This is a genomic window from Paraburkholderia sp. RL17-347-BIC-D (genome assembly GCF_046027915.1).
In the GTDB taxonomy this organism is placed as follows: Bacteria; Pseudomonadota; Gammaproteobacteria; order Burkholderiales; family Burkholderiaceae; genus Paraburkholderia.
The window spans coordinates 47,742-62,680 of the sequence record NZ_JARESS010000042.1; the positions used below are offsets into that span (position 1 = coordinate 47,742).

13 protein-coding genes are annotated in these 14,939 nt (G+C 64.6%); 3 read left to right on the plus strand and 10 right to left on the minus strand.

The features are described from left to right. Positions 1 to 115: 115 nt before the first annotated feature. Positions 116 to 1,267 carry a branched-chain amino acid ABC transporter substrate-binding protein gene (locus tag P0D96_RS36300; RefSeq protein WP_408179308.1) on the plus strand — a complete coding sequence of 384 codons (1,152 nt, stop codon included), beginning with the start codon at positions 116 to 118 and terminating at the stop codon, positions 1,265 to 1,267. Between the two features lie 55 nt (positions 1,268 to 1,322). Here P0D96_RS36300 and P0D96_RS36305 read toward each other — a convergent pair whose 3' ends face one another. Next, positions 1,323 to 3,236: a DUF3857 domain-containing transglutaminase family protein gene (locus P0D96_RS36305; RefSeq protein WP_408318491.1), complete on the minus strand. Its 1,914-nt coding sequence runs from the start codon at positions 3,234 to 3,236 to the stop codon at positions 1,323 to 1,325. After that, positions 3,233 to 4,228 carry a helix-turn-helix domain-containing protein gene (locus P0D96_RS36310; RefSeq protein WP_408318492.1) on the minus strand — a complete coding sequence of 332 codons (996 nt, stop codon included), beginning with the start codon at positions 4,226 to 4,228 and terminating at the stop codon, positions 3,233 to 3,235. The genes P0D96_RS36305 and P0D96_RS36310 overlap by 4 nt, the downstream gene beginning before the upstream one ends. A gap of 108 nt (positions 4,229 to 4,336) precedes the next feature. On the opposite strand from P0D96_RS36310, the gene P0D96_RS36315 reads away from it, so the two are divergent. Further along, a complete protein-coding gene (locus P0D96_RS36315) occupies positions 4,337 to 4,897 on the plus strand; it encodes a hypothetical protein (RefSeq protein ID WP_408318494.1) in 561 nt (186 codons plus the stop codon). A 27-nt stretch (positions 4,898 to 4,924) separates the two neighbouring features. On the opposite strand, the gene P0D96_RS36320 is transcribed toward P0D96_RS36315, so the two are convergent. Continuing rightward, on the minus strand, positions 4,925 to 5,590 hold the full coding sequence (locus tag P0D96_RS36320) for a hypothetical protein (protein WP_132375071.1): 666 nt from the start codon (positions 5,588 to 5,590) through the stop codon (positions 4,925 to 4,927). A 335-nt stretch (positions 5,591 to 5,925) separates the two neighbouring features. Here P0D96_RS36320 and P0D96_RS36325 point away from each other — a divergent pair, with 335 nt between their 5' ends. After that, entirely contained in the window at positions 5,926 to 6,063 is a 138-nt protein-coding gene (locus P0D96_RS36325; protein WP_165923849.1) for a hypothetical protein, read from the plus strand. Between the two features lie 255 nt (positions 6,064 to 6,318). On the opposite strand, the gene hutG is transcribed toward P0D96_RS36325, so the two are convergent. The 7 genes from hutG to hutH form a co-directional block, all read right to left on the minus strand. Continuing rightward, entirely contained in the window at positions 6,319 to 7,134 is an 816-nt protein-coding gene (hutG, locus tag P0D96_RS36330; protein WP_408318496.1) for an N-formylglutamate deformylase, read from the minus strand. Between the two features lie 76 nt (positions 7,135 to 7,210). Further along, on the minus strand, positions 7,211 to 8,617 hold the full coding sequence (locus P0D96_RS36335; protein ID WP_408318498.1) for a formimidoylglutamate deiminase: 1,407 nt from the start codon (positions 8,615 to 8,617) through the stop codon (positions 7,211 to 7,213). A gap of 8 nt (positions 8,618 to 8,625) precedes the next feature. Further along, positions 8,626 to 9,849: an imidazolonepropionase gene (gene hutI / locus P0D96_RS36340; protein ID WP_408318500.1), complete on the minus strand. Its 1,224-nt coding sequence runs from the start codon at positions 9,847 to 9,849 to the stop codon at positions 8,626 to 8,628. A gap of 97 nt (positions 9,850 to 9,946) precedes the next feature. Beyond that, positions 9,947 to 10,576 (minus strand): HutD/Ves family protein, encoded by a 630-nt coding sequence (locus P0D96_RS36345; protein ID WP_408318502.1) that lies wholly within the window; start codon positions 10,574 to 10,576, stop codon positions 9,947 to 9,949. 2 nt (positions 10,577 to 10,578) lie between these two features. Then, positions 10,579 to 12,267 (minus strand): urocanate hydratase, encoded by a 1,689-nt coding sequence (gene hutU / locus P0D96_RS36350; protein WP_132375075.1) that lies wholly within the window; start codon positions 12,265 to 12,267, stop codon positions 10,579 to 10,581. Between the two features lie 62 nt (positions 12,268 to 12,329). After that, on the minus strand, positions 12,330 to 13,025 hold the full coding sequence (gene hutC / locus P0D96_RS36355) for a histidine utilization transcriptional repressor HutC (protein WP_012432558.1): 696 nt from the start codon (positions 13,023 to 13,025) through the stop codon (positions 12,330 to 12,332). A gap of 21 nt (positions 13,026 to 13,046) precedes the next feature. Continuing rightward, positions 13,047 to 14,570, minus strand: coding sequence for a histidine ammonia-lyase (gene hutH, locus P0D96_RS36360; protein WP_207915640.1), 1,524 nt, complete (start codon positions 14,568 to 14,570; stop codon positions 13,047 to 13,049). Between the last annotated feature and the right edge of the window lie 369 nt (positions 14,571 to 14,939).

The following is a 14,939-nucleotide window of genomic DNA, read 5'->3' on the forward strand; positions in this document are numbered from 1 at the left end:
ACCGATCATCCGTAGTCTCTCGATGCGCGCCATGGGAAGTCCATGCTTGCGCGTCGATCCAGCGTTACTGCCTTGCCGCTTTCACAACCTGAAACTGTCGATGGAAGGAGAGACCATGAGTCTTCGCTACACGCTGAAACCGCTTGCCCTGTTCGTTGGCGCTATCTTCGCCATCGTGCCGCCGGCCAGCTACGCCGACGACCTGCCGGTGAAGGTCGGCTTCGCCGCGCCGCTGACCGGCGCCAACGCCGGCTACGGCAAGGACCTGGAGAACGGCGTCCGGCTCGCACTCGAAGAGGCCAACGCGCAGAAGATCAAGATCGGTGACAAGGTGGCCCAATTCCAGATCGTCTCCGAAGACGACCAGGCCGACCCGCGCATCGGCGTGCAGGCCGCGCAGAAACTGGTCGACGCGGGTGTGTCGGCCGTGGTGGGCCACTTCAACTCGGGCACGACAATTCCGGCTTCGCAGGTCTACGAGCAGGCCGGCATTCCGGTGATCGACCCGGCCGCCACCAATCCGATCATCACCGGACGTGGCTTCGCGAACACCTTCATGGTGATTTCCACCGACGCGCAGAACGCCGGCAACGCGGGCGTGTATGCCGTGGAAGTGACCAAGGCCAAACGCATCGCGATCATCGACGACCGGACCGCGTTCGGCCAGGGCGAGGCCGACGAGTTCGAGAAAGCGGTGAAAGCGCACGGCGGCAACATCGTGACGCGTGAGTACACCGACAACAAGGCGGTCGACTTCAGCACGCAGATCACCAAGATCAAATCGACCAATGCGGATCTGATCTTCTTCGGCGGATTGGACACGCAGGCCGCGGGCTTTGCCAAGCGCATGAAGCAGCTGGGCATGAACGCGCAACTGGTGGGCGGCGGCGGCGTGATGGATCAGGATTTCATCAAGCTCGCCGGCGATTCCGCTGAAGGCGTGATGGCCTGGGAATACGGACGGCCACTCGCGCAGCTGCCTGGCGGCAAGGATTTCTCCTCGAAGTTCAAGAAGCGCTTCGGGGTGGATATCCTGTCCTATGCGCCGTTCGGCTATGACGGCGCATGGGCCGCGATCAAGGCGATGCAGAAGGCCAAGTCCATCTCGCCGAACGACTACCGGCCCGCGCTGAAGGCCATCGATTTCGAAGGCGTGACCGGCAAGATTTCCTTCGACAACACCGGCGCGTTGAAGAGCGGCGCATCGACGCTCTATCAGGTCAAAAATGGAGCGTGGGTGCCCATCGTGACCAAGAGCGGGAGTTAGGCGACTTCTGGTCCCGGCACGGGTGTTAATGCTTGCGCCCGTGCCGGCGGAATCGCTACGGGTTCTTCGAATTGGCGACCTTGACCACCAGTTCGGCCTCGAGATCCCGTTCGATTCGAACCAGATCGTCGTGCAGCTCGGCGAATTCACTTGCTGAACACATCTGATGACCAAAGGCGGCGCGCAGGTGCCGCCTGACCTGCAAGACCCGCGCGGCCGGATCGTAGACATAGCTGGATGAAAAGGTCAGAAAGCGGTTTTGCACCGCGGTGTCGGACGGCAAATCCGTCACCCGTACGAAGCGCGGCAGCGTCATTTCCAAGGTCTCGTCGAACTCTCCGCCGATGCACGTCCAGGGCTGAGTCCTCGCGGGCTCCGCAAGCCACGCCTGCACCTGCGAGCCCATGCCGCCGGAAAAACTCGTCAAGGCCGGTATCGCCGTGGTGCCGTCGGTCCACACGAAGTGTTCCACCTGTCCCTGCATCGACGTGGAGAACGGTCCATTCGTGGCGCTGAGCTCCGCCGTGCGCAATTGCGTTGTGCCGTGCAAACCCGTCTGCAAAAGACGGTTCGCGGCGATCTGCTGCGTACGTTGCCGCGTCGCGCGCCGGAACGTGTTGCGCTCGATCTCGGCGGTAAAACCCGCGTCCTCGGCGCGGTAAGCGTAATTCGCCGCCCCGCTTTCGCCGATGTCGATCTGCACGCGCGCGCTGCGTTCGCGCAACTGCGTGGCCGGCGTGCGCGACAGCACGCCCTCGCCGACCAGCAACACCGGCCTGTCCATTACGCTCGGCGGCAGATAACCGAAAGCCGTGCCGCCCGCCGTCGTATCCGCATACAACGACAACTCAGGAATCCAGATAATCGCGTGATTGATCGCGCTTGTGCCGTAGCCGGGCACGTCGGGCAAACTGTAGTACGGCCCGAGATTGAGCAGCACCGCCTCGCTATGGATGCCTACCGCGGCCAGCATCGCGCCGTAGAGCGCGACGTGGTCCTTGCAGTCGCCGTAACGATTGCGCAGGATGTCGGTCGCCTTGTGCGGGATCGCCGCCGTTTCGCCGAGAAACAAGGCGACGTAGCGGATATTCAAACGCATCCAGTCGTATAGCCGTTGCGCTTTCACGCGCGGGTCGTCGGTGCCGGCGGTCAGCGCTTGCGCGAAGCGGACAATCGCCGGATCGCTCGCCGTTGCGTCGGCTGCGGGCCCGCGATAGCGCGCGGCAAAACTCGCAAAGTCCGGCACCGTCGACACCATCAGACGGTCGCCCCAGTTCGCGTAGCCGACCGCGCCCGCTTCGAGCGGCGCATACGGCCCGTGCTGATAGTCGAACTCGTAGCGGGTACGGCCGTTTGCCGTGACCGGCGGCACGGCGACGTAGCCGCGCGCGTCGGCGTAGAGCGGCACGTCGGCGGGCAGATCGAAAATCAGGCGCTGCAGTTCGACGGGGTCGCGCGTCGGTTCGACGAGATACGCGAAAGTGCCCGCCTGCAAGGGCTTCGTGCGCGTCTTGCGAAACGCCAGATGCACGCGCGAGCCCGGCTCCACGCCAGGGAAAATCACCGTGCGCAACACGCCGTCTTCGAAACTCGGCGCACCTGCCGAGCGCGGTTCCTGCACGTCGCGGATCGCCTCGGGACCGACCGGATGCGCGACGCCGTCCAGGTCGATCGTCTCGGCGGCCAGCAACTGCACCTGCTCGATGTCCTTGTTGAACCACACGTAGCGTTGCGCGATATCGTCGACGCCGCTCGTGGTGTTGGCGCGCAGGACAGTGTCGTCGTGTTCCTCGACGGAGCCGTCTTTCTGGATCGTGAAGAGATGGACGTCGCGCTCGATCGTGGAAGGCGCCCGATCGTCGCCGGATGTGGCGGACGCGATGTCGTCGGCGAGCGCGCTGGCGGCGAGGCGTACGCCCAGCGCTGACCCGCAGGCCAGCCTGAGAAAAAACGCCGCGCACCGCGTCATGTGCGCCGCGCCCTGCCCCGCGCGCGCCAGGCTCGCGGACTCGAAGCGAACTCCGCGCGAAACGCGTGATTGAAATTCGACAGATCGTTGAAGCCGCAATCGAACGCGATATCGACGACCTTCGCGCCGCCGTCCTGAAGACGCAGTGCCGCGGCACGCAAGCGCGCCCGCAACAGGTATTGATGCGGCGTCACGCCGGTCACGCGCTGGAACGTGCGCAGAAAGTAGAACTCGCTCAAGCCCGCGGCGGCCGCGAGGCTCGCGAGCGAATGCGGCGCGCCGGGCGTGTCGTCGATCAGCCGCACGGTCTGCGCGACGCGCGAACACGCCGTGGCGCTGGCGGGCGCAGCGGGACGCGTCAAGGCGCCGGCCGCTTGCAGCGTCGTGGCGGTGAGTTCGACGGCGAGTTCGTCCCATGCTGTTGCGGCAGAGCCGCTTACGCCGGCACCAGCACCAGCACCGACATTAGCTCCAGCGCCGACAGCAGAACCTGCACCTGCATCGGCTCCAACTTCACCCCCAGTTGCACCACCAGCACCGACACATGCACGCGCGATCAACGGCGACAACGCACGCAGCGACGGCAAACGCGCGCGTTTGAATTGCAGATTGCCGCTCGCCAGCCCCGCATCCGCGGCAAGCCGTTCGAAGTACGCCGGCGCATAGTGAAACGCGATGCAACGGTCGCCGGCGCCATGCCGATGCCCGCACTCGAAGCAATCGCCCGTGTTGCCGAGCAGCAGCGCGCCGGGCGTGAGCAACTCGCGGCCGGTCGCCGCGCGGTAAGCGAACGAGCCCGCCACCACCATCGCGATGCACACACCGTCGTGCCGCTCTTCGAACGGCTGGTCGCGCGGGCCGAAGGTGCACAACACATCCTCGACGCGCCACCCTGTGCCCCCGGCGAGCGCGCGCGCCGACGTGCCGCCGCGCGCGCCTTCCTGTTCGCGGCGGGCCAGCGCCTGTTGCAGCGTGACGGCAATTTTCCCCAAGATGCACCTCGGCTGAGTCCGTATCGTGGTTTTAGCACATCGGCGGCCGGCGCGTTTCCGTTGGCTCCGCCGATGCCGATCCCGCTATGCACCGAAGGAGCACACACGATGAACCGGCTGGAGTACAACCTGGACAGCGGCTTTCACGCCGCCCTGAGCGCGCCCGCGCGCGCCGCGGACATCGACGCCGCCGACGACCTCTACGGCTGGCTGATCGGCAGTTGGGACATGGACGTGGTGCATTACCGCGTCGACCTGGGCAGCGCGCGCCGTCGTGGCGAAATTCATTTCGGCTGGGTGCTGGAAGGCCGCGCCGTGCAGGACGTCTGGATCATGCCGCCGCTCGCCGCACAAGGCGACACGCCGACGCCCGGCGACGCGATGTACGGCACGACCTTGCGTGTCTGGGACCCGGCGCTGCGGGCATGGCGGGTCACGTACCTCAATCCGCGGACCGGTCAGCGTGACGAGTTGGTGGGCCGCCGCATCGGCGAGCATCTCGTGCAGATCGGCACACACGCCGACGGCACGCCGATTCGATGGAACTTCACCGACATCACGCCGGATTCGTTCCGTTGGACCGGCGTGGCGCTCGCACAGGACGGCGTGACGTGGACGCTCGAGGCCGAGTTTCACGCCCGCCGCAGGAGCTCCTCTCAGCCCACGTAAGCGAGCGCCAGCTCGCGCCTCGCTGCATCACTCCGTTTCGCCGAGTTGCCCGAGCAAAGCCTGCAATCGCTCCACGTGCCTGAGCAGCAGATGCCGATGCTTTTCGATCTGCTCCAGCCGTCCCGCGAGGTCCGCCTGGATCGGGTCGTCGAGATCGGCGGCGGCGATCACGTCTTCCACCTTGGCGCGCATCGTCGCCAGCTCCACCGGCGCGTGAGTCAGATGCCGCTCGAAACGCCGCACGTCCTGAATCGCCACGTCGCGGACTTTGCGGAAGTGCGCCTGACGCCGATGCGCCTCCGCGTCGAGGATTTCTTCCTCGACACGCTTGGCCGGCCCCGGCTGGCCGAAAATCGGCTCGGGCGGCCGCAGCACCGTCTTCTTTCGCACCGGATGCGCCGTACCGCGAAACCGCGCGAGCGGCTGTTCGTTGTCGATCGCTTCACGCGCGTTGGGCGGGATGTCGTGCTCGGTGTGCGGCACGTTCATCCAGCCGCCCGGCAAGCCGGTGACCGCTTCGATGCCCCGCACGAATTCCTCGCTGAATTCGCGCTGGCCGGACAACATCAGTTTCAGATAGCTCGCGGAGAAGGTCATCATGCGCGCGAGTCGCGTCGCCGCGCCGACCTCACGGGTCAACAGCACCAGGTTTGCTCGCCAGACCGGGAGCAGCAATTCGTCGGAATCTTCCATCGCTGGGTCTTCCATCTTTTTGCCCGATGTAGAGATCACGCGCCACTCGCGCGTTATCGTATTGAAAGGGTAGACGCATCACCGCATGGCGCGCAATCCCGATATGCCACTGCGTGAGCGTCGATCTGTCGTAATTCCACGCCACTGCGCTATTGCGCACCATTGCCCGCTATCCATTGCCGGTGGCGGCTCGCGACGATCGTCGTTGTGAATTGACATCTGCATTTGTTCAGCGTTCCTCCGCTCTGCCCTCGCGATGTGGCATGCTTGCAGGCGGTTGCGGCACGCCCCGTGCTGCACCGTTAGTACCCCAACACTGATTTAAGGATTTTGTAATGAAGAAGATCGTCCTCGCCATCGCCGCAGCCGTTGCAGCCCTGAGCGCCATCGCTCCCGCACAAGCTTATGAGCATCATCATCCCGAGTGCCACAAGGTGCGCGTTCATCATCACTGGGAAAAACGCTGCCATTAATGGCGGTGCCACGCTCTGACCGGCACGGCACATCGTAAAGCCCCGCTACAGGCGGGGCTTTTTTTCGCCATCGAGTCGGCGCGGAGCAGGCAGATTTCTTCAACGCGCTATATACGTTCTGCGCGAAAACGGCAGCATGCAATCACGGACACATGCTGTTACACCTTTGCGGTGTCGGCCGACGCGCGCACGGCGCCGAGCAACTTGCGCGGCGCCGTGAATCGCGTGGAAAAGAAGAGAAGATGACGCGCGGCGTCACGCCGTCTTGACGCGCTCCAATGCCTTCACGACCAGCGCTTCCAGCAGAGGCTCGACTTTCGCGGCCAGCGTTTCGTCATACGCATATGGCATATGCTCTTCCATATACGTGATCTGCGAGAGTTCGAGTTGCAAGGCATGCACGCCTTGCGACGGCTGGCCATACTCGCGCGTAATATAGCCGCCCTTGAAGCGGCCGTTGGCAACCGCCGTATAGCCGCCGTCGTGTCGCTCGACAATAGCAGCCATATCCTCGGCCAATCCGGCCACTGCGCTCGCGCCATTCGAGGTGCCGAAGTTGAAATCGGGCAGACGTCCCTCGAAAAAACGCGGCACATGCGAGCGGATCGAATGCGCTTCCCACAGCAGCACCTTGCCGTGTTTCGCTTTCAGCGCCGCGAGTTCGCCTTGCAGCGCCTCGTGGTAAGGCTTCCAGTAAGCCTCGCGACGGCGCGCGACTTCAGCCTCGTCCGGCAGATGGCCATCCAGGTACAACGGCTCCTTGTCGAACGTATCGACCGGCAGCAGGCCGGTCGTGTCCTGGCCCGGATAGAGATTCGCGCCGTCGGGCGGACGGTTCAGGTCGATCACATAGCGCGCGTAGGTGGGCGCGAGAATCGACGCGCCCATGCGTTTCGCGAACGCATAGAGACGGTCCAGATGCCAGTCGCAATCGTCGGTGCGCTGCGCGACGGGTGTCATCGTCGCCGCGACGTCGGCCGGGATTTGCGTACCCAGATGCGGAATCGAAATGAGGAACGGCAGGCTTCCCCGATGCAGCGAGAAAACCGGCGGAGTGTTCGAAGCAGTCATGTCAGTCCGGAATCGATAGGATCGAAGGATCGGTTCAGCAACTCATGCGAGGCGCGCCGGCAAGTCGGCGCGTCATTCATTTGAGCAGGTCCGCCAGCGCCACGCGATAGCGCGCGTACGCGCCCTCTTCATCGCGATGCCTGCGGTTATCGACGACCTTGTCGCCGCCCGCGTAAACGTCGCGAATCGGCGTTTCGCCATGCTCGCAGAATACAACGCCCGAGAGCCACGCGTTCGGCGCATGCTCGGCGATGCTCGAATGATCCGCGTCGAGCACCAGCCAATCGGCGCGGCGGCCGGCTTGCAGCGCGCCGACCGCTCGGCCCGTCGCGCGCGCGCCGCCTTCGAGCGAGGCGTCGAAGAGACGATCGGCGACGTGCGTGGCTTGCGCCGACGCCAGTACGTTGCGCTGCCGGCGCGTGAGACGCTGGCCGTATTCGAGCAAACGCAGCTCCGCACGCCAGTCGACGCCGATATGGCTATCCGAACCCACGCCGATGCGTCCGTTCGCGTCGAGATACTCCTGCGCCGGAAAAATACCGTCGCCGAGATTGGCTTCAGTAGTCAGGCACAAACCGGCGACCGCGCCGCTTTTCGCGAGCGCCAGCGTTTCGTTCGCATCGACGTGCGTGGCGTGCACGAGGCACCAGCGGCTGTCGACATCGAAACGATCCAGCAGCCATTGCACCGGACGCGCGCCTTCGGTTTCGAGGCAAGCATCGACTTCAGCGGTCTGCTCGGCGATATGAATATGAACGGGCGCCGTGTCCTCGATTCCACCGAGTAACGCACGCAACGAATCCGCGGATACGGCGCGCAGCGAATGCGGCGCCACGCCATAACGCAACGCGGCAGTTTCGGGGCGCGCCGCGCGCAACGTGCCGAGCAGATCGAGCAGACTGTCCGGCGTGTTGATGAAACGCTGCTGATCCTCACGCGGCGCGCGCGCACCGAAGCCGCTGTACTGATACAGCACCGGCAGCATCGTCATGCCGATGCCGCTCGCCGACGCAGCATCCACCACGCGTTGCGCGAGTTCGGCCTGGTTCGCGTACCGGCTGCCGGTGGGCGTGTGATGCACGTAGTGGAACTCGCACACCGACGTATAGCCCGCCTTCAGCATTTCGATGTACAGCCATTGCGCGACGCTCGCCAGGCCTTCCGGTGTGATGCGTGCGGCAAAGCGATACATCAGATCGCGCCAGCTCCAGAAGTTATCCGTCGCGCCGGCGCCGGATGCGCGATATTCGGTGAGCCCGGCCATCGCGCGCTGAAACGCGTGCGAATGAAGGTTCGGCATGCCGGGCAGTACCGGACCGGCGGCATTCTGCACGCCGGCGTGCGGCGTCGACGTATCGGGTGTGACGGCGGTGAGCGTGCCGTTTGCGTCCCACTCCAGCAGCACGTTGCGGCGCCAGCCATCCGGCAGGTATGCGTGCTCGGCGAACAGCGATTGATTCGATTGCTTGTGCGGTTCAGTCATCTCAGGCCCTAGCTCAAGTCACGCCGCGTATAAACGGTCTCGCCCGCGCGCACGACTCGCGCGCACAGCGGACGTCCAATCCAGTAAGCCAGCTCGGCCAGCGAGTCGACCGACCACACCGCGAAATCGGCCGCGCGTCCCGCTTCCAGCGAGCCGTGCCGATCCGCCTTGCCGAGCGCGCGCGCCGCGTGCGACGTCACGCCTTGCAGCACTTCGGGCACGGTCATGCGGAACAGCGTGGTGGCCATGTTCATCATCAGCAGCAGCGAGGTGGCGGGCGACGTGCCGGGGTTGCTGTCGGTCGAAATCGCGATCGGCACCTGATAGCGCCGCAGCAATTCCAAAGGCGGCAACTGCGTCTCGCGGATGAAGTAGTACGCGCCCGGCAACAGCACGGCCACCGTGCCGGCTTCCTTCATCGCGGCAACGCCGGCTTCGTCGAGAAATTCGAGGTGGTCGGCGGACAGCGCATGATGGCGCGCCGCGAGTGCCGTGCCGCCGCCGTTCGACAACTGCTCGGCGTGCATTTTCACCGGCAGCTTGTAGCGCTCTGCCGCTTCGAAGACGCGCTCGCTTTGTTCCAGCGAGAAACCGATGCGCTCGCAGAACACGTCGACCGCGTCGACGAGACCTTCGCCGGCGAGCGCGGGCAGCATGGTGTTGCAGACTTCGTCGATGTACGCGTCGGCGCGGCCGGCGAACTCGGGCGGCAACGCATGCGCGCCGAGAAACGTCGTGTACACGGTGACGGGATAGCGCTCGCCCAATTGACGCGCCACGCGCAACATCTTGCGCTCGCTGGCGAGGTCGAGGCCGTAGCCGGATTTGATCTCGACGGTGGTCACGCCTTCGGCGAGCAAGGGTTCGAGCCGCGCGGCCGACTGACGGAACAGCGAGGCTTCGTCCGCGGCACGCGTGGCGCGCACCGTGGAGACGATACCGCCGCCCTGCCGCGCGATTTCTTCGTAGCTGACGCCCGCGAGGCGCTGGGCGAATTCGTCCGCGCGCTGACCGCCGTACACGAGATGCGTATGGCAATCGACGAGACCCGGCGTCACCCACGCGCCGTGCAGATCTTCGCGCGGCCATGCGGCGTATTCGGCGGGTAATGCGGAAGCCGCGCCGAGCCACACGATCGTGCCGTTTTCAACGGCGATCGCGGCATCGGGCAGCGTATGTTGGGGATCGCCCTGCGGGCAAAGTTTCAGGTGATGCCAGACGGTTTGCTTCATCGCGTGCTCTTTGCAGCTTGTTGCGTGTCTGTGGTGGTTCGCGTGCGCGTGCCGTGACTGCTGTGACATAAGCGGCGAGCACGCACGCGAATCGTCGTCATCGTTGCGTGTAGCGGATGCTGATTGCGAGCAAGGCGCCCGCGCCTTCGACCGTGCATGACAGCGCGTTTGGCGTGTCGATGCGCAGCGTGTCGCCGGTTGCGAGCGACAACGCTCGCGCATCGCCCGCTGTGACCGACACCGAACCTTCCGCGCAATACAGCAGGACCGCGTCGGCGGAGAGCGTGCGTTGCGTTGCGCCGCGCCATACTTCCACTTCACCCTGCGCCGCGTTACGCCGCACCATCAGGTTGAAGTCGCGTGTCGCGCCATCGACCAGACGCGCGTCGATCTGCGCCTCGCCGGTGAAACGGGCCATGTCGAGCGCTTGCGTCAACGCGTGCGTCGTTGAACCGCGCGCACCGTCCACCTCATCGAGCAACATGCCCGCGCCGGACAACAACACGAGCGTGCGATCGATACCCGCAAAGCGCGAGAACGGCCCGGCTTGCGCGACATCGGCAACGCTCACCCGCCACACGAAAGCATCGAGCCCCGCGCCTTCGGGAAACGCCGCCACTTCGCGCGTGACGCCGCCGCCGTTCTTCCACGGCGCCGCCACGAGGTCGGCGCCGCGAATCAGCGTGAGGCTTGCCCCGCTGCCGACAGGCGTGCTGTGAAGCGTCACGCTCAACGGCCCAGCATCGGCAGATTGAGGCCCGCCTCGCGCGCCGTTTCCTGCGCGAGTTCATAACCCGCATCCGCGTGACGCATCACGCCGGTGGCAGGATCGTTGAACAGCACGCGGCCGAGGCGTTCTTTCGCCGCATCCGTGCCGTCCGCGACGATCACGACGCCCGAGTGCTGGCTGAAGCCCATGCCGACCCCGCCGCCATGATGCAGCGAGACCCACGAGGCACCGCCCGCCGTATTCAGCAGCGCGTTGAGCAGCGGCCAGTCGCTGACCGCGTCCGAGCCGTCCTTCATCGATTCGGTTTCGCGATTCGGGCTCGCCACCGAACCGGTGTCGAGGTGATCGCGGCCAATCACGATCGGCGCCTTCAGCTCGCCATTCCTGACCATCTCGTTGAACGCCTGGCCCAGACGATAGCGATCCTTCACGCCGACCCAGCAGATCCGCGCCGGCAAGCCCTGGAACGCGATACGTTCGCGCGCCATGTCGAGCCAGTTGTGCAGATGCGGATCGTCGGGGATCAGTTCCTTGACCTTCGCATCGGTCTTGTAGATGTCTTCCGGATCGCCCGACAGCGCGACCCAGCGGAACGGGCCCTTGCCTTCGCAGAAGAGCGGACGGATATACGCCGGCACGAAACCAGGGAAATCGAAGGCGTTTTCCACGCCCATTTCCAGCGCCATCTGACGGATGTTGTTGCCGTAGTCGAGCGTGGCCGCGCCGCGTTCCTGCAGCGTCAGCATGGCTTGAACCTGCTTGGCCATCGACTGCTTGGCCGGCAGCACGATGCTGTCCGGCACGGTTTTCTGACGCTCGCGCCAGTCTTCGACATTCCAGCCTTGCGGCAGGTAGCCGTGAATCGGATCGTGCGCGCTGGTCTGGTCGGTCACGCAATCCGGCGTGATGCCACGCGTCACGCATTCAGCGAACACATCCGCTGCATTGCCGAGCAGGCCGATCGACACCGGCTTACCTGCTTTCTTCGCTTCCTCGAGCATGGCGAGCGCCTCGTCGAGCGTCGCGGCTTTCTTGTCGACGTAACGCGTCTTCAGACGGAAATCGATACGCGTCTCGTCGCACTCCACCGCGATCATCGAGAAGCCGGCCATCGTCGCCGCCAGCGGCTGCGCGCCGCCCATGCCGCCCAAGCCGCCCGTCAGAATCCAGCGGCCCGAAGGATCGCCGTTGAAATGCTGATTCGCCACCGAGAAGAACGTCTCGTAGGTGCCCTGCACGATGCCCTGGCTGCCGATGTAGATCCAGCTGCCCGCCGTCATCTGGCCGTACATCATCAGGCCCTTGCGATCGAGCTCGTGGAAGTGTTCCCACGTCGCCCAATGCGGCACCAGATTCGAATTCGCCAGCAGCACGCGCGGCGCGTCGGCATGCGTGCGGAACACGCCGACCGGCTTGCCCGATTGAATCAGCAGCGTTTCGTTTTCTTCGAGATCCTTCAGCGACTTGAGAATCTGATCGAAGCAATCCCAGTTGCGCGCGGCACGGCCGATGCCGCCGTACACGACCAGCGCATGCGGATGCTCGGCGACTTCCGGATCCAGATTGTTCTGGATCATCCGGTACGCGGCTTCCGCGATCCATGTCTTGCAGGTCTTTTCCGCGCCGCGCGGTGCGCGGATCGTGCGGGTGGGATCGAGACGCGGGTCGATGTGTTTCGGGTTGTTCATGATGGCCCTCGGAATGCTTGAAGATGGTCGAAAAAGATTCGGGTACGGCAAAAACGGCGTTGTCAGAAATGTCCGGTGAAGCGATAACGGCTGCCGGGATGCCACAGATTGGCGATCGAAGCGACCTGGCTTTGCGACCACGTGCGCCGATGCAGCACGAGGCAGGGTTCGAGTTCGTCCATGGTCAGCAACTCGCGGGTATCGCCATCAGCGGCCAGCGCCTCGATGCGGTACTCGACCCGCTGCAACGGCGCGACACGCACGAGATACTGATTCGGCGTGGTGTTCGTGAAGTCCTGCAGCGCGTACTCGGGCGCGACTGCCGGATTGACCCAGCGCTCTTCGAGTTGCACCGGCTCGTCGTTTTCGAAATGCAGCACACGTGAATGAAACACCGGACTGCCCGCGCTCACCTGCATTTCCTCGGCGAGCGCTTCGTCGGCGATGCTCGCGCCGATGTGCAGCACGTTCGCCTGATAACGATGACCGCGCGCGACGATTTCGTCGGAGATGCTGCGGATCGCCACCAGTGTGGATTCGTACTTGGGACGGGCCACGAAGGTACCCGACCCTTGCACACGCGTGAGCACCTGCTCCGAGGTCAGCTCGCGCAACGCGCGGTTGACCGTCATGCGCGCCACGTTGAATTCGCGCGCGAGCTCGTTTTCGGAGGGCACCTGGTCGCCTTCACCCCATTCGCCCGCATGAATGCGCGCGAGGATGAAGTCCTTGATGCCCTGGTAGGCCGGTGCGTTCATTGGCTTGATGTGCGTTGAGGCTTACTGTTCGGACACGAAAGAGAACGGGCTCAGCTTCGCGATCGTGCCGTCCTGCACGAGGCGCGTGACCGCCGCGATATCCGGTGCGAAGTAGTGGTCGAGCTCGTAATGCGCGACGTCCTTGCGCACTGCGTCCATCACTTTCTGCAGGCTCGGGCTGGTCTTGTGCGGCGCGCGCAGATCGACGCCTTGCGCGGCGGCGAGCAACTCGATCGACAGAATGTTCGCGGTGTTTTCAGCAATGTCGCCGAGCTTGCGCGCAGCGAACGTCGCCATCGACACGTGGTCTTCCTGGTTTGCCGAAGTGGGCAGCGAGTCGACCGAAGCCGGATGCGCGAGCGTCTTGTTTTCCGAGGCCAGCGCGGCGGCCGTGACGTGAGCGATCATGAAGCCCGAGTTCACGCCACCATCGCGCACGAGGAACGGCGGGAGGCCCGACAGCGTCGCGTCGATCAGCAGCGCGATGCGGCGTTCGGCCAGCGCGCCGATTTCGGCGACGGCGAGCGCGAGGTTGTCGGCGGCGAAAGCGACGGGTTCCGCGTGGAAGTTACCGCCCGACAGCACTTCGCCGGTGTCCGGGAAAATCAGCGGATTGTCGGAGACGGCGTTCGCCTCCAGCAGCAGCACGTTCGCGGCGTGGCGCATCTGATCCAGACACGCGCCCATCACTTGCGGCTGGCAGCGCAGGCTGTACGGGTCCTGCACCTTGTCGCAATCGGCGTGCGAGACGTTGATGCCCGAGCCTTGCAGCAGCGAGCGGTACGCCTCGGCCGCGTCGATCTGACCTTGATGGCCGCGCAGTTCGTGAATGCGCGCGTCGAACGGCTTGACCGAACCCATTGCCGCGTCCACCGACAACGCGCCCGACACCAGCGCGGTGCGGTACAGGTCTTCGATGGCGAACATGTTATAGAGCGCGAGCGCGGTCGAAGCTTGCGTGCCGTTCAGCAGCGCCAGACCTTCCTTGGCTTGCAGCGTGAGCGGCTTGAGGCCGACGAGCGCGAGACCTTCGGTGGCCGGCATGCGCTCGCCCTTCGCGAACACTTCGCCGACGCCGAGCAGCGTTGCCGACATATGCGCGAGCGGCGCGAGGTCGCCCGATGCGCCGACCGAACCCTTCACCGGGATGACCGGCAGCACGTCGGCGTTGTACAGCGTGATCAGCGCTTCCATCACTTCGCGGCGGATGCCGGAGTGACCACGGCCGAGGCTCGATAGCTTCAGCGCGATCAACAGACGCACGACCGGACGCGACATCGGCTCACCCACGCCGACGGCATGCGAGAGCACCAGATTACGTTGCAGCAGTTCGAGCTGGTCATGCGGGATATGCGTGCTGGCGAGGCGCCCGAAGCCCGTGTTGATGCCGTAGGCCGGCTCGCCCTTCGCGGCGATATCGGCGACGGCTTGCGCGCAGGCGTCGATCGCGGCGTGGCTGGCGGGATCGAGTTGCAACGCGACGTGTTCGCGAGCGATCTGGCGCAGTTGCGGGAGAGTCAGGTGGCCGGGCTTCAGATTCATCATGGTTGTCGTCCTGTCTATACAATTTGAGAGAAGTCTAGCGACGTCGGCTTGTATATACAACTTGTTTTTTGAGGTTTTGCCCCAGGGGTTTCCATTAGGGCGGGATGCACGCTTGGCTTGGATCTTGCCACTGCGGCGATTTCCGGCGGCCGCGCGCTGCGGATCGCCTTCCGGGCGACGTGGGCCTCAACTTGTATATACACGTTCAAAATGGCAGGCGCGAGACGGACAAAAAGATTTCACTGGCGAACGGGCGCGCTTCGCTGCCTATAAGAGCGTTATAGGAAAGGCTTCTTGTGACGCAAAAAAGCCCGCGTGCTCAGGCGACCCGCGAACTCCTTCTTATTGGGCAAGTAATGGGACAGCGTG